This is a genomic window from Veillonella parvula (assembly GCF_036456085.1).
Classification (GTDB): domain Bacteria; phylum Bacillota; class Negativicutes; order Veillonellales; family Veillonellaceae; genus Veillonella; species Veillonella parvula_E.
In genome coordinates, this window is the sequence record NZ_CP138632.1 from 2,043,552 (window position 1) to 2,061,351 (window position 17,800).

Here is a 17,800-nt window from a genome sequence, read left to right on the forward strand (position 1 = left end):
ACGAAATGTACACTAGAGAAGCGGCCAGATGGCCCTTCTCTAGTCGTGTTTTGAAGGAGTCTTTCATGTTAGATTATTTATTGCAGATTATCCCAACTATCGCTGATGGTTTAAAGGTAACCGTATCGCTATTCTGTATTGTATGGATTTTATCTATTCCTGGTGGCATTTTAATGGCTATGTTACGCCTATCTAAATTGCCTTTAGTAGATAAGCTTGTCGATGCGTTCGTATATTTAATGCGGGGCACACCGTTGATGCTACAAATCTTATTCGTCTATTATGCATTACCAATCATCACAGACGGTGCCATTCAAATGGATGATGCGACGGCAGCAGTTCTTACCTTCGTATTAAACTACGCAGCTTATTTATGTGAGATTTTCCGTGGGGGTATTCAATCTATCTCTCGAGGTCAGTACGAAGGGGCGAAGGTGCTTGGTTTTACCTATGCACAAACTATGCGTAAGATCATCTTGCCACAAATGTTTAAACGTGTATTGCCTCCTCTTGCGAATGAGACGATTAACTTATTGAAAGATACATCTCTCGTGTATGTATTGGCGATGAATGATATCTTGCGTATTACAAAATCTATCGTACAACGTGACTTTGATATTTCTGCATTCCTCGTGGCAGCATTATTCTACTTGATCTTTACCTTTATTTTAACGAATATCTTCAACTACTTAGAACGAAGATTTGCTGTATACGAAGATTAATCTAATTCTATGATAGTTTGTCGTATGTAATGATGTAGCTAGTTTTATAGGTGAGATACTTTTATTTGATGCTATAGATGCGATTTTGTAGATGAGATATCTTTACTTGAGGTGCTGGTTATATACTTAATATGACGACGTAAGAGGTACTTATGACATTTGTAAATATGGAGCGTATTGAAAAACGCTTTAATAATCAATCAGTATTGCGCGATGTGTCGCTTAAAATGAATAGAGGAGAAATCGTTTCTATTATTGGACCTTCTGGTTCAGGTAAATCCACATTTTTACGCTGCTTGGGCCAGTTAGAAACGATTGATGGAGGCTCTATTACCGTTGATGGTACGGTTCTTGCTAGTACTGAAAATGGGGTTGTAAAATATGCTTCTCCTCAAACTCAGCATGAATTATTGCTTCGTATGGGGATGGTATTCCAATCTTTTAACTTGTTCCCACATATGACGGTATTAGATAATATTATGATTGCTCCACGTATGGTAAAAGGTATGAAAGATGATGAAATCTCACCGATTGCAGAGCAATTACTCAATAAAGTAGGGCTATGGGAAAAACGTAATATGTATCCATCTCGCTTGTCTGGTGGTCAGCAACAGCGTGTAGCTATTGCTCGTGCGTTAGCGATGAATCCTGAAATTATGCTCTTTGATGAACCTACATCTGCTCTCGATCCAGAGCTTACTGGTGAGGTTCTTAAGACGATTAAACAATTGGCGGACGATCACATGACGATGATTATCGTAACCCATGAAATGAACTTTGCTCGTGAAGTATCGGATCGTGTTATCTTTATGGCTGATGGTGTTATCCAAGAAGAAGGAACACCAGAACAAATTTTTAATCATCCGCAGAACGAAAGAACGAAAGCGTTTTTGGATAATATGTTATAGGAGGTTCTATGAAGTTACGTTTATTTGCGGCAACCTTAGCTGTCATGGCTTTGGGAACGACTTCTATTATGGCGGAAGGTTTACAGAAGACGCCTGATACACCTTTATCTATTGTGGAATCTCAGAAGGATTCTGCATCTATTTTGCCAGAACAATACAAATCCTATGCTACTAAGATGAACACGGTGGTAAAGGATTACAAAAATGGTTATATGTTCTCGATTCCTTGGCGTGTAGCTGATGGTGTTATGATAGATATGGATGTGCGTAGTGAGAGTGAACATATTCAAGGGTATTCCTTTAATTTAGCGGGCCCTACGCAAGAGGATTCCTATACAGTATCTTTTACTAAGCGTAATAATACACCACAAGAAGGGGTATCTCAAAAAGAATGGAATACAACTTGGTATGGTGTACCTATTAAGGGCATGTCTAATGAGGAGTATTTGAATATTTGGCGCCAACATAGCAATAACTTTGAACATAATGATATTGTTGGTGGGTTCTTTACTAAGAAAGGTGCAGTTTCCGCACGCTGGGATAAGAGTACACCAAAATCTTATGCAGATATGACATCTACAGAGCCGGTTCAGTCTGTATTTGAAGCAGAATTTATCATGGAGAAAGATCCAACTCATCGGTACAATTTGTCTAGCACATATGCTCCTGTTCGTGCAGAGTTTATGGAACTAGGTTTGATGGAGCATACCATTCCATCCTTTGAACTAATCAATAAGCGTGGTTCTAATGCTATTAAAGGGGTTAAAAAAATACTAACCGGCACAAGCGATATCAGTGTTGTAGAAGGTATCAAATTTACCTATCCGAAAGGTTTTACCCGTCTTAATGAAAAGGGCAAGATTGCTTTCACTAAACATAATGTACGCCTCGACATTGAGTCCTTTACAATTCCTGTACAAGCTGTTAGCTCCGGCATGCCAACTATGATGGCTAAGCAAATGCTTGGTGATTATTATCTTAAACAATTGGTTGATGTGAACAAGGCCACAATTACTCGTTATGAAACGCATATTATTGACGGTAATGTGATGTTCTATTTGGCGGGACATATGAAAAATCCAAATACGTCTGATACATCTGTAGCGGAACCAGTATCCTTTGGCGCGACGATTATTCTTGGCAATGAAGGTAATGTGGCAGTAGCTCGAATGATTGGTCCATCCGGTAGTAATCTTGCTACTCAGGAATTTATAGATATATTAGATGGCTTTAAATTGACTACTACACTCAATACAAACCAATCGTCTCAAGTTCTTTAATATACGCATAATATTCTTTTATTTGTATAATTCTGTACGATTTGTGCTATAATGTAATAAATCCTCAGAAAAAAGAGGAGTTTTCCTTGATGGTCTAGAATATATTAGTATAGGCTAAACGATATTTGATCATATCCCCTTTGAGGGATTAGGAATAGGAGGGGTTATTATGGTTACCTACAAAACTATTGTCGTACCTACTGATGGTTCTGAAAATGCTAAACGTGCGTTGGAACATGCTCTCGCTGTAGCGGATCGCAACCAAGCTGAATTGATTGTTGTTCACGTTGCAAATATTGTGTCTGCTATTTCCAATTTTGATCAAACACCAATTTCTGGTGGATACGTATCTGAGCAAATTGCTGAGGATATGGAAGAAACTGGTAAGGAAATTCTTAATGATGTAGTGAAAGAAATTCCTGCAGGCGTAAAAGTTAAAAGTGTTTTCGAAGTTGGCTCCCCTGGTCCTGCATTACTTGCAGTGGCAAAAAAATACAATGCTGATCTCATCGTAATGGGTAGCCGTGGCCTTGGCCCTTTGAAAGGCTTATTCATGGGTAGCGTAAGTAGCTATGTAACTAGCCACTCCACTTGCCCTGTATTAATCATTAAATAATTTATATCTTATATAGATATGATAAAAAAAAAGAGACTTTGGTTTCTCAAAGTCTCTTTTTTATATTAAAAATGATATAATGTTTATATGTATGCCATACATATTGGCGTTATACGTTAAGTCGTATCGATTAGTGAAACAGAAGAGCTACAAAAAAGAATGAATAGGATTGAAAAGGGGGATTATATGACCGACAAACAAGAATCATTGCTGAAGCTAGCAGAACTGTTTAAAATCTTGGGTGATCCTACACGCCTTAAAATAGTAGAGCTATTATTAGAAAGTGAAATGTGTGTTAATCACATTGCAGAAACCATGGAGATGGGACAATCTGCTATTTCTCATCAATTGCGTGTATTGCGCCAAGCACGCCTTGTTACATATCGTAAAGATGGGAAAACAGCATACTATTCTCTAAACGATGATCATGTTGAATGTTTAGTTCGCATGGGGATGGAACACGTAGCTCATCAATAATTACATTTTAGTATCAGGAACACATTTCGTCCTATTTAGGAGGAAATGTGTTTTTATATTTAATCTGAGTTGTATCTGATTATGGAGAAGTATATAAAGTGAATCTGTTAATGAAAAATATAGGAATATTAGTGGTATTTTTAGCTACTGTATTCTTATCAACAAAATCTATATGGGCAAAACTAATTTATTTAGATTCACTGAGCCCCTTGAATGTTCTTGTGTGTAGGGCTGTTTTATCATTACCTTTTTTTCTTATACCAATGATTCGTTTTGATTGGAATAGCGTGAATAAAAGTAAGGTTTTTAAATACTCATTTTTTGGAGCTATTCTTTATTTATCTTCATCTATAGCTGACTTTATAGGATTATTATATATATCTGCCTCATTAGAACGTGCTGTTCTATTTACATTTCCAATTTACGTTTTTCTGTTATCTTCAGATTTATCACGCATTACATTTTCAAAAGTAGTTCTAATTGTATCTACTGTGCTAGGCTTAGCAATTATGTTTAATCCTACCGTTGATAACCACCTTATAGATACTTTAATAGGTATTTCACTAGTTTTACTTTCTGCCATTTTTTGGGCGTTGTTTATTATTTATAGTAAGAGGGCTGTTTCGAATATTAGTCCTACTATTTTTACTAGTACTTATATGTGTATAACTACAGTACTTTTACTTTTTGGCTTTATAATTGATAGCAAAAATTTTACTACGTTTTTAACGCTTCAAACTCATACTATGATTTATTTAGTATTTTTGGCCATTTTTTGTTCTATCATTCCTTCATACTTGATGTCTTTTGGTCTTAAAAAAATTAATGCATCTCTTGCAGCAGTTATTAGTGCAATGGGACCAATAGTTACTTTAGGTTTAGATGTAGTTATTCTTAATCATAATTTAGCCTTGAATGAAATTATCGGTGCTATAATTGTTACAGCTTGTGTAACTTGTTTAACAAGGCTAAATGCTAAGGCATAAAAAATCACTCATAGCCATACGACTATGAGTGATTTTTTATTTTAATATAATGGGAATAGGTAATAGGCTATAGTAATAAACAGTGGCATAGTTATAGCGGATAAAATGGTAGTCCCCATTACGATTTGTGTTGCATATTCTGGATTATTCTTCATTTCAATAGCAATAAGAGACATATTGATAGCGGTAGGTACGCTGTAGGTTATGATGATGGTTTGTGCCGCTATTGGATGCATAGGACCGTAGAACATTATAAATAGTATGGTAATACCGGCGGCTATGAGTGGGCTCACAATGAGTCGTAAGGTCGATGCGAGCATGACATCCATCTTGAAGAAGTTTAGCGGTGTTCTATTAATCTGTACACCTAAGGCAATCATAGCGACGCCAACGAAGGCATTGGCAAATATATTGAGCGGTGCAAAGAAGAAGAGGCCGTGTAAATCAAAAGGGAGTAGGTGGCAAAGTAGTGCTAGTGGAATGGCATATACCATGGGCATGTGAAATACGACTTTTAGTGCATCCCTAGGGGTTAATCGTCCTGCTCCCGCTTGGTAGAAACCGTAGGTATTACTGCTAATAGTTTGGATAATCATGATAGATACAACACTCACTAAACCTAGATTAGCATAGGGGGTAGCACCATCGATGACGTAGGGAATGTTAGTAAATACAAAGATGGCAAGAGCGACACCCATGTTCCCAACATTATTAAACATGACGCAGTTTTTCAGAGTTGCAATCTTAGCCACATCATAACCTTGCATCTTTCCTACTACATCTGAAAGAATTGAGTTTAGTATTAGTACACAGAGTGCACAGAATACAATTTCCAAGGTACCTGAGTTAAGTTTGGCTTCGTACATCGCTCGAAATATAAAGGTAGGCAGCAGTATATAAAAGTTTAGTTTACTCAGCGTATATAGATCGAGTTTAAATTTTCTATCTAATACAAATCCTACCCCTATAAGTACTAGGATGGGTACCATAGAGTTTATAAAGATATGGCCTACTAATTCGAATAGATTCATCATCTCACCTAGAGTTTCTCATTAATATAAAGGCATAGTTTTAATGTATCATATAACTATATAGCAAATATACAGTTATCTTATATAAGTTAAAAGTGAATAAGCGTTATAGAATGTGCTTATTCTTTATAATATTATCATACCATAGTATGTATTTTTTGGAATTTAAAAAATTATTGATTATAATTTCTTATCATAATCATCAGAAATATCTATGCAATATGTGTTTTTGGATATACGACTTTAACCATCAATTTATAGTATAATATGAATATATTGTATATTTTAGTTTAGTGTTAGATTATGTATCTCTAGGGTGAGTAAGCATAGCTTTATAGCATGGGTCATAAGGGATACACAGGAGAAATTATGAAACGAATTTTATTAGTGTTAATGAGCGTTTTCATGCTTGCCTTTTTAGTTGGTTGTGGTAATGATGCAAGTAAACAAGCTGAGTCGGCTAAACCAAGTACATCTGAAAAGATTACTGTACAAGCTGCAGCGAGTCTTAAAGGTGCTCTTACCGAATTGGCAGATGCATACAAAAAAAGTCATAACTTAGCAGATGATCAAATTGCTATTAACTTTGCTGGCTCTGGTACATTACGTCAACAAATCGAACAAGGTGCGCCAGCTAGTTTGTTCATTTCTGCTGACGAAAAAAACATGAAAATGTTACAAGAGAAAGACTTAGTAACTGATGTAAAACCATTTGTGACTAACGAACTTGTTCTTGTTGTTCCAAAAGGCCAACCTAAAGTTGAATTGAATCAAATCGCCTCCGTAAAACGTATCGTGTTAGGTAACCCTGAAACAGTACCAGCTGGTAACTATGGTAAACAAGTATTAACAAAACTAGGCGTTTGGGAACAAGTAGAACCTAATGTAGTGTATGCGAAAGACGTTAAAGCTGTAACTGCTTCCATTAGCCAAGGTGCTGGTGATGTTGGTTTCATCTATAAAACTGATGCTATTGCAGCGGGCGATGCCGTTGAAATCTCTGCTGTAACACCTGCTGACTCTCATGATCCAGTTATCTATCCAATCGGTATTATCAAAAAATATGACAACGCATTGGCAAAAGACTTCTACCAATACGTAATGAGCCCAGAAGGCCAAAAAGTATTAGAAAAATACGGTTTCTCTACTTCTAAATAAGAGTAAAACGCTAGCTTTCAGGGCTAGCGTTTTCTTATGATACAATAGAGACATTATTGGTATTACTAATAACATTATTTCTAAAGGTATGCTATTTTTAACTGTATGTAATTTCTAGCTCATTTGTAGTGATGACTATTAAATAATCTAGTATATGATATGATTTTAGGCATATAATTTGCTTAAAAATATTTTGGAATTAATGGATATAGTACATATTGTAGAGTTGTTGTGTATAGAAAGGGGGCGTGACATGAGTCCATTATGGCTATCGCTATGGGTAGCAAGTATAGCTCTTATCATAGTGATTGTAAGTGGTTTAGCCGCATGTTATTGGATGAATCGCTGTAAATGGAGTGGCATGGCTATTATTGATGCACTTATTACCTTGCCGCTTGTATTGCCACCAGTTGTTGTTGGCTTTGCTCTTCTCATGGTGTTTACGCCAGGCTATGCCTTTGGCGCATGGCTTGAGGCGCATGGGATGAGCGTTGTATTTGCCGCATCTGGGGCGGTGGTAGCATCTTCAGTTATTGCGTTTCCATTATTTTATCAGACGGTGCGTTCTGCATTACAATCTGTCGATCATAATATGGAGGATGTAGCGCGCACATTGGGTGCTTCAGAGTTACGTATCTTTTTTACTATTTCTGTACCACTCGCTTGGAAAGGCATTTTGACGGGCAGTATTTTAGCATTTTGTCGTGCTATGGGCGAGTTCGGTGCCACAATCTTGATTGCCGGTAATATTCCAAAGGTAACGCGCACCATGCCACTTGCTATCTACTCTTACGTAGAGGCAGGACAGTACATGGATGCCTTTGAATTAGTTATCTATATTTGTGTGCTCACATTGGCGTTGTTGAGCGGGATTCACCTCATCACAAAGGGGTCCTTGTTCCGGCACATTGATAATAATTAGGAGGTCTGATGATTACATTTTCCTTTACCGTAGCTAGACCTTCTGTGACTGTGAAAGCCGATGGTGTACTTTCTTCTGGTATTACCGTGTTAACAGGCCAATCTGGCAGTGGTAAAAGTACATTTATTAAGTGCATTGCAGGGCTTGTGAAACCGACTATAGGTAGCATTCAATATGATGAAACTATATGGGTTGATCGTGACAAAAAAATCTGGGTACCTGCTCAAGAACGTCAAGTTGGCTATATGCCACAAGGTAATATCGTATTTCCACATTTATCGGTGGAACATAATATTACCTATAGTAAACGAGGCACGTCAGAGATGTGTGACAGCTTATTAAAACGCTTAGGCCTTGAGAAATATCGTAAAACGAAAGCAGGTAGCTTGTCTGGTGGTGAGCAGCAACGCGTTGCATTGGGGCGTGCTCTTTACTCTAAACCAACCATCTTGCTTCTTGATGAACCATTATCTGCACTAGACTGGAATTTACGTAAGCATGTTCGAGAGGATCTTGTTTCCATTATTCGCGAATGGGATGTGCCATGTGTATGGGTTACCCATGATGAAAGCGAAGCCGAAATGGTTGGAAATCGGCACTGGACCTGTGAAGATGGGCTCATAGTAAGGCGTTAGCAGTTTTACTTATGAATCCAACGATGGATGTTACGATAAATGCTATTGTAAAGGCTGGTAGTGTTGCACCTATGGAGCTTTCACTATGCAACATATAATGGTATAAACCTACGGATACAGCCCAAATCAACCCGCGAACTAGATAAGCCGAGAGTGTTTGCACTTGTTGGCGATTGACAAAATAGTCTGCCAACAAGATGGCAATCATTGGAGCAAAGACGGATCCGATGAGATATAGGAATTCTGTAATATCGTCCATCGGATATAGGATGGCTGCAATGGCGCCGACAATGGTTACGATAACAGCTACGCCTTTACTAGATGCTCCATTATAGATAGTCGTACTAGATACGCCAGCTGAGTAAGCGTCCATGAAGGTCGTAGTTACAGTGGAGAAGATAATGACGATGAGCCCTGTAAGACCAAGGCCTGCGTTCATCATAATAGTAATGATAGAGTCCCCACCGCCGAAGATCGCCGCGCTAAGGCCCAAGGTGTACATGGCGACACTCGTTACGGTGTAGATGGCAGCACTTGTTAGTGATGCGGAGAAAGGGCTTTTGCTTTCACGAGTATAATCACTGATGAGAGGTAGCCAAGATAAGGGCATAGCGATTGATAGCTCAAGGGCTGCTATAAAGCTCATATTGCCGTTAGTCATGAGGCTACTGTCACTAGGCCATTGAGAAATCATGTGAACTCCCATGTAGAGTGTGAGGCCTAGTAATAAAACAGATACGATGGCTTGAATATAGCCTGTATTGTGAAGACCGATGAAGAGCCATAAAATGACGAGTACCCCAATAGCAATAGTCCAAATCATAGGAGATAGGGGCGCCAGTTCCTGTAAGGCAAGCATGGCATCATAAATCATAATACTAGTCCAACCGATTAGTTGGACCATATTTAAAAAGGCAAAGCCCTTTGCCCCTAAGGGACCAAAGCTAAAGGCTGTCGTGTTCATACTGCCTTGCCGCAAACGGCCACCGATGAGTCCTGCTCCAAAGAGCAGAATACCGCCGATGATATGGCCTAAGATGATGGCATATAGCCCTTGAGTGAGGCCTAAGGGTGCCAGATAGGTACCGGTCATGATCTCCGCTATAGATAGGGCGGCACCAAACCATATCATGGCAAACTGTGGTTGTGTGATATGTGTATCTTTCATACGTCCTCCTTGCCAGGAAGTCATAGAAAAAGCCGAGCTCACAGGAACTCGGCTATTAATCCTCTATGTTCCCTACGTTGGCATTATCCAAATCAGGTTATGGGTTAAAGCATTAGCTTACTCTCAGCCCACTCTTGTGAGCACCCCGTTATGGTTTCATTATACGAGGTGGTGCGGGAACCGTCAATTCTTTTGTTGCATAGATTGTATAATGATGTTATAACTAGAGTATAAAAATATATGGCCACTAGGGGTGCTTTTGCTGAGATTGATCATTCAAAACCCTAGACCTGATCCAGATAATACTGGCGTAGGGAAGTGGAGTGAAACATAATACTAAATTATTACGAGACCATTCCATTTGAGGTGGTCTCATTTTTTATTTAGTTGGAGGTATTATGAAAAAACTGATTATTGCTAGTATATGTGTAGCCTTAGGTGTCGTCTTATCAACTACGTCGATTCCCATTGGCCCGGCCCGAATTTTTCCATTTCAACATATGATAAATGTGATCTTAGCCGTTATAGTTGGGGCGAGATTCTCTGTAGGCGCAGCCTTTAGTACCTCTTGCTTACGTAATGTACTAGCACTAGGCTCTCCACTAGCCTTTCCTGGTAGCATGATTGGCGCTTGGTTATCTGCGTATTTATATAAGAAATACAATGCCATATGGGCGGCGGCTCTAGGAGAAATCATAGGTACAGGTATTCTCGGGGCTCTTATTAGTTATCCAATTGCTAACTTCCTACTAGGTAAACCGTTGGCCTTGTTGACTTTGATTACATCCTTCTCCATGAGCTCTGTTGCAGGTGCTTGTATTGGCTTCGTGGTATTACAAATCTTATCTCGACGTAATTTGTTACACAAGGAGGCATAATGAAATTACATACTGCATTGACAATTGCCGGTACCGACCCTAGTGGTGGCGCTGGCATTATGGCTGATTTAAAATCCTTCCAAAGCCGCCATGTATATGGTATGGCAGTGGTTACCTCCGTAGTAGCTCAAAATACAACAGGGGTTCACCACGTAGAACACCTATCGCTAGAAAGCATAGAAAAACAGTTACACGATGTATATTCAGATATTCTTCCTCAAGCCGTTAAGACGGGCATGATTGCTTTACCAGAGATGATGGATCTCATTTATCCGTATGTGAGCAAGAATATTCCTTATGTGATGGATCCAGTTATGATTGCCACTAGCGGTGATCGACTTGTATCGGATGAGGCCGTCGATTTCTTAAAATCTAAACTCATTCCAGTTGCCACAGTTATTACACCTAATCGTAGCGAGGCAGAGGTGTTAGCGGATATGTCTATTATTTGTGAAAGTGACATCACAACAGCAGCTAAGCGTATTTTACATGAATTAGGACCTCGAGTGGTTATTATAAAAGGCGGCCATATTGGAGATGATGCTACGGATTATGCTTTCACCAAAGATGGAGATGTGCGTACGTGGACAAGTCCTAAATATGATACTGTTCATACTCATGGTACGGGCTGTACCTTCTCAGCAGTTATTACGGCAGAACTTGCTAAAGGACGTGATGTAATGGATGCTATTGGTATTGCAAAGGACTATATCGCTCTAGCTATTAAACATAACCCTGCACTTGGTCATGGCTGTGGACCTGTTAATCATATGGCTTATGGGTTATTGGTAAATGGCCCTCAAACGATGGATGAACTTTTGAAAAATGACTAGAGGAGATAGTTATATGACCTACAACAATCTAAATATAAATGGTTCAAATTGGTCCGAACTGAATATATTAGAGACTCTACGCAAAAGAAACCCTCTTGTTATTTGTATTACCAATGATGTGGTGCGGACCTTTACAGCTAACGGTTTGCTAGCCATCGGTGCATCACCCGTGATGAGTGAGTGCAGCGAAGACTTAAAAGATCTTATCGTTCATGCTGCGGCACTACTCATTAACATTGGGACCGTTACACCAGATAAGGTTACTTATTACAAAGAGGCTATTACGTTAGCGAAGGCTCATGAGGTACCCATTATACTAGACCCTGTGGGTTGTCACGCTGGAGCTTATCGATTATCTGTTGTTTTAGACTTGATTAAAACTAATACTATTTCGTTGCTACGAGGGAACCAAAGTGAAATCAAAGCCATCTATGATGCTCTTAATACAAATCATAAGATTGACAGGTCTCTCTCTGGTAAGGGCGTAGATGGGGAACAAGTTGAGGATAGCGCAATTATAACGTATCGTCTTGCACGCCAAATTAACTGTCCTGTTGTCGCAACGGGCGAAGAGGACTACGTTTCTGATGGAACTCGTGTATTTGCTGTTCCTCATGGGCATCCAATCATGACAGCTGTAACAGGGACCGGCTGTCTGTTAGGGGCTGTGTTAGCTGCGTTTTTTAGTTCCTATTATCCATTCATGCATGACAGGTCTATCGGTGAGTTTCTTGCGTATGCACTGGCTTACTATGGACTTGCTGGTGAAAGTGCGGTTAAGGTGAGCGGTGTAAAACCTGGCAGCTTTAGTGTGGCATTTATGGATGCCTTATATGAATTCGATGATGCGATGCTTTTATCTGGAAACAGAATACGACCCGTAGTTGTGCCCGATCAACTAAAGGTATATTTTATTAGTGGTACGCAAGATGTAGGTTTTAATGAAAGACATTTACTAGATACTGTTGAAGCTGCTTGTCGGGGTGGCGTGACATGCTTTCAGTTTAGAGAGAAGGGCACAGGAACATTAGGAGGGCAACAAAAATTAGAATTAGCTCAACAGTTAAAAGAAATCTGTGCCATGTATAATGTACTTTACATTATTAATGACGATGTAGACTTAGCAGTGGCTGTTAATGCTGATGGTGTTCACGTAGGACAAGAGGATATGCGTTTAGAAGACGTTCGTAATCTTGTAGGAAATAAGGTTGTTGGTATATCCATTCATTCTGTGGAGGAACTTCATAAGACTGATGTAGTGTATGCAGATTGTGTCGGTGTAGGTCCTATGTATGCCACAAGTAGCAAACCTGATGCTCAAGAGCCATGCGGACCAGATCGTATTACTGAGTTACGAGCAGAAGGTCTAACATTACCGTGCGTTGGTATTGGGGGTATTACCTTAGATAACGCAACGCCTGTTTTGCAAGCTGGTGCCAGTGGAGTAGCCGTAATATCTGCTATTGCTCATGCAGATAATCCATATGAAGCAGCAGAAGCATTTAAAAATTTAGTAGATAAAATAAAAATCTAGCAAAAGAATGCAAAAAAAGACGATGACAAATGTCATCGTCTTTTTGTTAAGGAAGTTGTCAGTACTTACTGTAAGTTTAGATTGTACTTACAGGTATAGTTTTATTAAAATCTGTACTTACAGGTTATTAATCTAGTTAGTGTCGTACTTACAGATTAGATGGATTCAACGAAACGGTGGAAGAAAGCTTGTGGATGTGCACATACAGGGCAAATTTTTGGAGCTTCTTCACCAACGTGTACGTAACCGCAGTTAGCACAGATCCAAGCTACTGGTTCGTCATTGTGGAATACTTTGTTACCGGATACTTGAGCTGCTAATGCAAGGTAACGAGCTTCATGACGAGCTTCGATTTTACCAACTTCGCGCATTTGGAAAGCGATTTTAGCAAAGCCTTCTTTTTCAGCTTCGTCAGCGAATTCTTTGTACATTGTAGTATGTTCGTAGTTTTCACCAGCTGCTGCATCGCGAAGGTTAGCTTCGATATCAGCGGAAATATCGCCACCATGAAGAGCTTTGAACCACAATTTAGCATGTGCAGATTCGTTGTGAGCTGTTTCTTCGAAATAGTCAGCGATTTCGTTCATGCCAGCTTTACGAGCTGCACTAGCGTAGAATGTATATTTTTGGAATGCTTGGGATTCGCCAGCAAATGCTGCTTGAAGATTTTTTTCAGTGTTAGAACCTTTTAATTCTGCCATTTTAATACTCCTTTGTACTTACGATAATTTTCAAAATTGTTACTTAACGTATATATTCATAACCACTTGGTTGTGAATGCAATGGAATAGAATACTTATTCTATCAATCTCGAGGGCGACTTCGCCTTAGTAAGAAAACTTATTCTTAGATCAAATAGACACTTGCCTAACTCTTAAAATAGTACTTACTTATTTGTGTATTTCGGCACTTGCCGTCTTAACAGTTTTATATACAATGTGTTATCCGTATACTTAACGAATAATCATTGTTGACTATATTGTAACATACTAAATGAGAAATGCAAGTCTTTTTGTAAAATTTATTTCGAAAATTTTCTAAATGATAAATATTATCAATGCAGTAAAAATATGGGTTTATAAAGATTGAATAGTATGGGGTTTATAAAAAATCTCTATATTGATATTGAGAATGATAACTAAATGAAAAATCATTATTGTTTAGTTACTAATGTTGATTTCTTTAGATGCACTAATATTTCCCTATAAAATATAATGATTAAGCTAAACATTTTTGTGATCTTTTGGTGATTATATAATACTATTTTTCTTGTGTTATGGTTTTAATTATAAGAACAGCAGACATATCAAATCTTTGCAATATATATTTAGGGCGAAAATTTTATGGTTATATAATAGACGATTGAACTATAGAATCAGGATATATTTATAGAACCAACTATTTCATGTATAATAAATATAAATACTGACATAAGTTAAAGGAGGCGCCATGGCATTTGTTAGATATTACGTAGGCGATGTAGTGAAGATGAAAAAATCACATCCTTGTGGCAGTGATGAGTGGGAAGTTAAGCGAATCGGCACAGACTTCCTCATCGTATGTAATGGCTGTGGACATCAACTCTTGATGCCGCGCCCTAAATTTGAAAAGGCTGTTAAGAAAATCGTCTCTCGATTGCCGGAAAATGAGTAGGGAGAAATTATGGTACGACTTACTGATTATGTGACAAGTGGAGGCTGTGCGTGTAAGATTGGGCCTCATATATTGAACCGTGTGCTAAAAGCTGTAACACCCGTTACTAACGAGCATGTTCTCGCAGATATGACTGGTGCCGATGATGCAGGTGTATATCAAATCTCTGATACCTTTGCATTGGTGCAAACCTTAGATTTCTTTACACCTATGGTTAATGATCCTGGTTTATTTGGTAAAATTGCAGCTGCCAATGCACTAAGCGATGTGTATGCTATGGGTGGAACTCCTTTAACCGCGATGAATATCGTAGGCTTTCCGGTTCCTCTCGTCGAGCAAGGTGTTTTGACGGATGTGTTAAATGGGGCTGGTTCGATTGTAGCCGAGGCTGGTGCAGCTATCGTAGGTGGACACAGCATTGAAAATAAGGAACCTATCTTTGGGATGTCTGTGACTGGTCAAGTAAATCCCCATCAGATTTGGAAAAATAAAGGTGCTCAAGTAGGGGACGTGTTGGTACTAACAAAACGCATTGGTACAGGTATTATGAATAATGCGTTGAAAGCAGATTTATTCCCTGTAGGCACGGAACAGGCCGTTACTAGTATGAGTACTTTAAATCGTGCAGCGGCTGAGGTGGCACATAACTTTACAGTTCATGCTTGTACAGATGTTACGGGTTTTAGCCTCATGGGACACTCTGTAGAAATGGCAAGTGCTTCTGATGTGACGATTCATATTAAAGTTTACGATATCCCTCTTTTTGATGATGTCATCGAGGCGGCTCAAATGGGGTTAATTCCGGCTGCATCTTATGGTAATCGCAAGGCTATAACTGAAGTGCAAGTTGATGAGGCCTTGGATCCTGTATGGACGGATATTGTATTTGATCCTCAAACCTCTGGAGGGCTATTATTCTCTGTTCCTGCTAGCGAAGGTGAGCCACTTGTTGAGGCCTTTCATAAGACGGGTATTGACTGTGCTGCTATTGTGGGGACTGTTGAAAGCTTCAGCGGTTTAGCGGTACGCGTTACAGAATAAAATTATAAAAATCAGGTCTATACTATTGAGGATAGATATTTAATTAAATTATTATTAGCTGATAGCTGATAGCTGATAGCTGATAGCTGATAGCTGATAGCTGATAGCTGATACTTTCACAAATTATATGATGTATATAGAGGTGTATGATGAGCAATACAAAGGAATTAACGGTAGATGTGCGCGGTAGCTTGTGTCCAAAACCTGTTATTGAAACTAAGAAGGTAAGTGATGCGAATCCAAATGCTGTTATTACTACAATTGTAGATAATGAAGTGAGCCGCGATAATGTAGAGAAGTTTGGTAAGTCTCGTGGTTATGGTGTAGCTATTCGCCAAGATGGCAAGGATTTTTATCTTACTATGACACCAAATGCAAATCCGGTAACGGAAGTAAGTTGTGAACCTATGAACTATGGAAATCGCGTCATTCTGATGACGAAGGATTATCTTGGTGAAGGTAGTGAAGAGCTTGGCCGAAATTTGATGAAAACCTTCTGGGTATGTATGCTTGAAGCTGACGTAAAGCCTTCTAAGATTTATTTCATCAATAGCAGTGTTAAGATGGTAGTCAATGATTCGGTTCATTTGGAAAATATCAAGAAATTAGCTGAGCTTGGTGTAGAAATTGCAGCATGCGGCATTTGCCTTGATTATTTCGGTGTGAAAGATGAGTTGGGCGTAGGCAGTATTACTAATATGTACGCTATTACAGATGCAATCCTTGGAGATAATATTGTTAAGCTATAATATTAGTATTTTATTTTGATATATCGATTTAGAGCTACTGATTTAAAGTAGATTTCTTATTTCTAGAATGAATCATTGAGATGAAAGACATTTAATCGTATCTACTTTGGTAGGAGGTGAGGCATTGGAAAATAAGAAATTACTTATAGTCTTTACATCCTATTATTTTGGGGATAAGGCAGATAAGGTATTAACAGAATTAGAGGTGCCTCATCAGTTGATGGCTACCCCCCCAGAGCTTTACGATATGTGCGGTTTATCTATTGCAATAGACTCAAGTATAGTGGATCAAGTAAAGACAATTTTAAAAGAACATAAAATTAGTATATCTGGCTTATTTTGGTATGAAAAAGGAGAGCTAGCCGTACCGTATAAAGTCTAGACGTTGTCTAGGCTTTTTTTACTTTAGTGTCCATCTTCATATAACTTGAACGATGAGTGTGGTACTATAGAAACATGATATATTTTATCAATTACAGATATTAATTATGGAGGTATATATGAGTAAATATGAAATAGAAAATGTAAAATTAACAGCCCCTAAATTTGATCGTAAAGATTTAGAGTACGCTATGACATATCGTTATGCATGTAAGAAATTTGATAGTACTAAAAAGATTTCTGATGAAGATTGGCAAGGTATTTTAACAGCGGCGCGATTGTCTCCAACCTCTTTAGGTTTTGAGGCTTACCAATTATTAGTTATTCAAAATCCTGAAATCCGTGAAAAGATGAAGGCTTATGGTTGGGGCATTCAAGCTGGTCTTGAAGCGAGTCATTTCGTAGTGTTCTTAACACGTAAAAAGGTGGATTTGGAATTTGATTCTCCTTATGTACGCTACATTCAAGAAGAGGTGAAACAATTACCTGCTGAAGTCGATGCTATTTATAAAGAAAAATATGCTCAGTTCACAACTGAAGACTATAAAACATTTGAGTCTGATCGTGCTGCCTTTGATTGGTCTTCAAAGCAAGTGTATATTGTAATGGCTAACATGATGACTATGGCTGCTTATGAAGGTCTTGATTCCTGTGCATTGGAAGGCTTTAATCAAGATAAGATGACAGTGCTCTTAGGTGATGAATTAGGTCTTTTTGATACAAAGCATTTTGGCATTGCTGTGATGGCTGCCTTTGGTTATCGTGATGAAGAACCACATCGAAATAAAACACGTCGTACAATGAATGAAATTGTTACCGTAGTTTAAT

General features: G+C 38.5%; 20 protein-coding genes and 2 riboswitches. Of the genes, 17 read left to right on the forward strand and 3 right to left on the reverse strand.

The window, feature by feature from the left end; all coding sequences use genetic code 11:
- Nucleotides 1–65: 65 nt before the first annotated feature.
- The 6 genes from PK1910_RS09455 (at nucleotide 66) to PK1910_RS09480 (ending at nucleotide 4,989) form a co-directional block, all read left to right on the forward strand.
- Nucleotides 66–722 carry an amino acid ABC transporter permease gene (locus tag PK1910_RS09455; RefSeq protein WP_004693858.1) on the forward strand — a complete coding sequence of 219 codons (657 nt, stop codon included), beginning with the start codon at nucleotides 66–68 and terminating at the stop codon, nucleotides 720–722.
- Nucleotides 723–874: 152 nt separating this feature from the next.
- Nucleotides 875–1,630, forward strand: a complete 756-nt coding sequence (locus PK1910_RS09460; protein ID WP_004693856.1) for an amino acid ABC transporter ATP-binding protein — start codon at nucleotides 875–877, stop codon at nucleotides 1,628–1,630.
- Nucleotides 1,631–1,638: 8 nt separating this feature from the next.
- Nucleotides 1,639–2,910 carry a hypothetical protein gene (locus PK1910_RS09465; protein ID WP_287511508.1) on the forward strand — a complete coding sequence of 424 codons (1,272 nt, stop codon included), beginning with the start codon at nucleotides 1,639–1,641 and terminating at the stop codon, nucleotides 2,908–2,910.
- 169 nt (nucleotides 2,911–3,079) lie between these two features.
- Nucleotides 3,080–3,526 carry a universal stress protein gene (locus tag PK1910_RS09470; RefSeq protein WP_004693853.1) on the forward strand — a complete coding sequence of 149 codons (447 nt, stop codon included), beginning with the start codon at nucleotides 3,080–3,082 and terminating at the stop codon, nucleotides 3,524–3,526.
- Between the two features lie 186 nt (nucleotides 3,527–3,712).
- Nucleotides 3,713–4,003, forward strand: coding sequence for an ArsR/SmtB family transcription factor (locus PK1910_RS09475; RefSeq protein ID WP_060919415.1), 291 nt, complete (start codon nucleotides 3,713–3,715; stop codon nucleotides 4,001–4,003).
- A 110-nt stretch (nucleotides 4,004–4,113) separates the two neighbouring features.
- Nucleotides 4,114–4,989: a DMT family transporter gene (locus PK1910_RS09480; protein ID WP_287511509.1), complete on the forward strand. Its 876-nt coding sequence runs from the start codon at nucleotides 4,114–4,116 to the stop codon at nucleotides 4,987–4,989.
- A gap of 41 nt (nucleotides 4,990–5,030) precedes the next feature.
- Here the strand turns inward: PK1910_RS09480 and PK1910_RS09485 are convergent, their stop codons facing one another.
- A complete protein-coding gene (locus PK1910_RS09485; protein WP_287511510.1) occupies nucleotides 5,031–6,020 on the reverse strand; it encodes an AEC family transporter in 990 nt (329 codons plus the stop codon).
- 369 nt (nucleotides 6,021–6,389) lie between these two features.
- Here PK1910_RS09485 and modA point away from each other — a divergent pair, with 369 nt between their 5' ends.
- The 3 genes from modA to PK1910_RS09500 all read left to right on the forward strand — a co-directional run bounded on the left by modA (nucleotide 6,390) and on the right by PK1910_RS09500 (nucleotide 8,735).
- On the forward strand, nucleotides 6,390–7,178 hold the full coding sequence (gene modA, locus PK1910_RS09490) for a molybdate ABC transporter substrate-binding protein (protein ID WP_021147729.1): 789 nt from the start codon (nucleotides 6,390–6,392) through the stop codon (nucleotides 7,176–7,178).
- A 253-nt stretch (nucleotides 7,179–7,431) separates the two neighbouring features.
- Nucleotides 7,432–8,100, forward strand: coding sequence for a molybdate ABC transporter permease subunit (gene modB / locus PK1910_RS09495; protein ID WP_287511511.1), 669 nt, complete (start codon nucleotides 7,432–7,434; stop codon nucleotides 8,098–8,100).
- 8 nt (nucleotides 8,101–8,108) lie between these two features.
- The gene (locus tag PK1910_RS09500; protein WP_021147731.1) at nucleotides 8,109–8,735 is read left to right on the forward strand and encodes an ATP-binding cassette domain-containing protein; all 627 of its coding nucleotides are present in this window, start codon (nucleotides 8,109–8,111) and stop codon (nucleotides 8,733–8,735) included.
- On the opposite strand, the gene cytX is transcribed toward PK1910_RS09500, so the two are convergent.
- On the reverse strand, nucleotides 8,719–9,903 hold the full coding sequence (cytX, locus tag PK1910_RS09505; RefSeq protein WP_287511512.1) for a putative hydroxymethylpyrimidine transporter CytX: 1,185 nt from the start codon (nucleotides 9,901–9,903) through the stop codon (nucleotides 8,719–8,721). The two genes, PK1910_RS09500 and cytX, sit on opposite strands and share 17 nt — an antisense overlap.
- A 52-nt stretch (nucleotides 9,904–9,955) precedes the next feature.
- A riboswitch (TPP riboswitch) is annotated at nucleotides 9,956–10,061 on the reverse strand.
- An 81-nt stretch (nucleotides 10,062–10,142) separates the two neighbouring features.
- Nucleotides 10,143–10,237, forward strand: a riboswitch (TPP riboswitch).
- 64 nt (nucleotides 10,238–10,301) lie between these two features.
- Between cytX and thiW the strand changes: the two genes are divergently transcribed.
- The 3 genes from thiW to thiM are packed head-to-tail and all read left to right on the forward strand — an operon-like array spanning nucleotide 10,302 to nucleotide 13,148.
- Entirely contained in the window at nucleotides 10,302–10,781 is a 480-nt protein-coding gene (gene thiW, locus PK1910_RS09510) for an energy coupling factor transporter S component ThiW (protein ID WP_287511513.1), read from the forward strand.
- Nucleotides 10,781–11,614: a bifunctional hydroxymethylpyrimidine kinase/phosphomethylpyrimidine kinase gene (thiD, locus tag PK1910_RS09515; protein WP_287511514.1), complete on the forward strand. Its 834-nt coding sequence runs from the start codon at nucleotides 10,781–10,783 to the stop codon at nucleotides 11,612–11,614. The genes thiW and thiD overlap by 1 nt, the downstream gene beginning before the upstream one ends.
- 13 nt (nucleotides 11,615–11,627) lie before the next feature.
- Nucleotides 11,628–13,148, forward strand: coding sequence for a hydroxyethylthiazole kinase (gene thiM / locus PK1910_RS09520; RefSeq protein WP_287511515.1), 1,521 nt, complete (start codon nucleotides 11,628–11,630; stop codon nucleotides 13,146–13,148).
- 155 nt (nucleotides 13,149–13,303) lie between these two features.
- Here the strand turns inward: thiM and rbr are convergent, their stop codons facing one another.
- A complete protein-coding gene (gene rbr / locus PK1910_RS09525) occupies nucleotides 13,304–13,849 on the reverse strand; it encodes a rubrerythrin (RefSeq protein ID WP_008602900.1) in 546 nt (181 codons plus the stop codon).
- A gap of 748 nt (nucleotides 13,850–14,597) precedes the next feature.
- On the opposite strand from rbr, the gene PK1910_RS09530 reads away from it, so the two are divergent.
- The 5 genes from PK1910_RS09530 (at nucleotide 14,598) to PK1910_RS09550 (ending at nucleotide 17,799) form a co-directional block, all read left to right on the forward strand.
- Entirely contained in the window at nucleotides 14,598–14,801 is a 204-nt protein-coding gene (locus PK1910_RS09530; protein ID WP_004693828.1) for a DUF951 domain-containing protein, read from the forward strand.
- Between the two features lie 9 nt (nucleotides 14,802–14,810).
- Nucleotides 14,811–15,842 (forward strand): selenide, water dikinase SelD, encoded by a 1,032-nt coding sequence (gene selD / locus PK1910_RS09535; RefSeq protein WP_287511516.1) that lies wholly within the window; start codon nucleotides 14,811–14,813, stop codon nucleotides 15,840–15,842.
- A gap of 149 nt (nucleotides 15,843–15,991) precedes the next feature.
- Complete coding sequence (gene yedF / locus PK1910_RS09540) at nucleotides 15,992–16,591, forward strand: sulfurtransferase-like selenium metabolism protein YedF (protein WP_182321327.1); 600 nt, start codon at nucleotides 15,992–15,994, stop codon at nucleotides 16,589–16,591.
- A gap of 124 nt (nucleotides 16,592–16,715) precedes the next feature.
- Complete coding sequence (locus PK1910_RS09545) at nucleotides 16,716–16,973, forward strand: DUF3343 domain-containing protein (protein ID WP_287511517.1); 258 nt, start codon at nucleotides 16,716–16,718, stop codon at nucleotides 16,971–16,973.
- 118 nt (nucleotides 16,974–17,091) lie between these two features.
- Entirely contained in the window at nucleotides 17,092–17,799 is a 708-nt protein-coding gene (locus PK1910_RS09550; RefSeq protein WP_287511518.1) for an NAD(P)H-dependent oxidoreductase, read from the forward strand.
- Nucleotide 17,800 lies beyond the last annotated feature (1 nt).

Excerpts from the sequence above, each read along its gene's own strand:
- PK1910_RS09455 (WP_004693858.1), top strand. The coding sequence starts at position 66 with ATGTTAGATTATTTATTGCAGATTATCCCAACTATCGCTGATGGTTTA.
- rbr (WP_008602900.1), bottom strand. The coding sequence starts at position 13,849 with ATGGCAGAATTAAAAGGTTCTAACACTGAAAAAAATCTTCAAGCAGCA.
- modB (WP_287511511.1), top strand. The coding sequence starts at position 7,432 with ATGAGTCCATTATGGCTATCGCTATGGGTAGCAAGTATAGCTCTTATC.
- selD (WP_287511516.1), top strand. The coding sequence starts at position 14,811 with ATGGTACGACTTACTGATTATGTGACAAGTGGAGGCTGTGCGTGTAAG.
- cytX (WP_287511512.1), bottom strand. The coding sequence starts at position 9,903 with ATGAAAGATACACATATCACACAACCACAGTTTGCCATGATATGGTTT.
- thiM (WP_287511515.1), top strand. The coding sequence starts at position 11,628 with ATGACCTACAACAATCTAAATATAAATGGTTCAAATTGGTCCGAACTG.
- yedF (WP_182321327.1), top strand. The coding sequence starts at position 15,992 with ATGAGCAATACAAAGGAATTAACGGTAGATGTGCGCGGTAGCTTGTGT.
- PK1910_RS09470 (WP_004693853.1), top strand. The coding sequence starts at position 3,080 with ATGGTTACCTACAAAACTATTGTCGTACCTACTGATGGTTCTGAAAAT.
- PK1910_RS09530 (WP_004693828.1), top strand. The coding sequence starts at position 14,598 with ATGGCATTTGTTAGATATTACGTAGGCGATGTAGTGAAGATGAAAAAA.
- PK1910_RS09480 (WP_287511509.1), top strand. The coding sequence starts at position 4,114 with ATGAAAAATATAGGAATATTAGTGGTATTTTTAGCTACTGTATTCTTA.
- PK1910_RS09550 (WP_287511518.1), top strand. The coding sequence starts at position 17,092 with ATGAGTAAATATGAAATAGAAAATGTAAAATTAACAGCCCCTAAATTT.
- PK1910_RS09465 (WP_287511508.1), top strand. The coding sequence starts at position 1,639 with ATGAAGTTACGTTTATTTGCGGCAACCTTAGCTGTCATGGCTTTGGGA.
- PK1910_RS09500 (WP_021147731.1), top strand. The coding sequence starts at position 8,109 with ATGATTACATTTTCCTTTACCGTAGCTAGACCTTCTGTGACTGTGAAA.
- PK1910_RS09460 (WP_004693856.1), top strand. The coding sequence starts at position 875 with ATGACATTTGTAAATATGGAGCGTATTGAAAAACGCTTTAATAATCAA.
- thiD (WP_287511514.1), top strand. The coding sequence starts at position 10,781 with ATGAAATTACATACTGCATTGACAATTGCCGGTACCGACCCTAGTGGT.
- PK1910_RS09485 (WP_287511510.1), bottom strand. The coding sequence starts at position 6,020 with ATGAATCTATTCGAATTAGTAGGCCATATCTTTATAAACTCTATGGTA.
- modA (WP_021147729.1), top strand. The coding sequence starts at position 6,390 with ATGAAACGAATTTTATTAGTGTTAATGAGCGTTTTCATGCTTGCCTTT.
- thiW (WP_287511513.1), top strand. The coding sequence starts at position 10,302 with ATGAAAAAACTGATTATTGCTAGTATATGTGTAGCCTTAGGTGTCGTC.
- PK1910_RS09475 (WP_060919415.1), top strand. The coding sequence starts at position 3,713 with ATGACCGACAAACAAGAATCATTGCTGAAGCTAGCAGAACTGTTTAAA.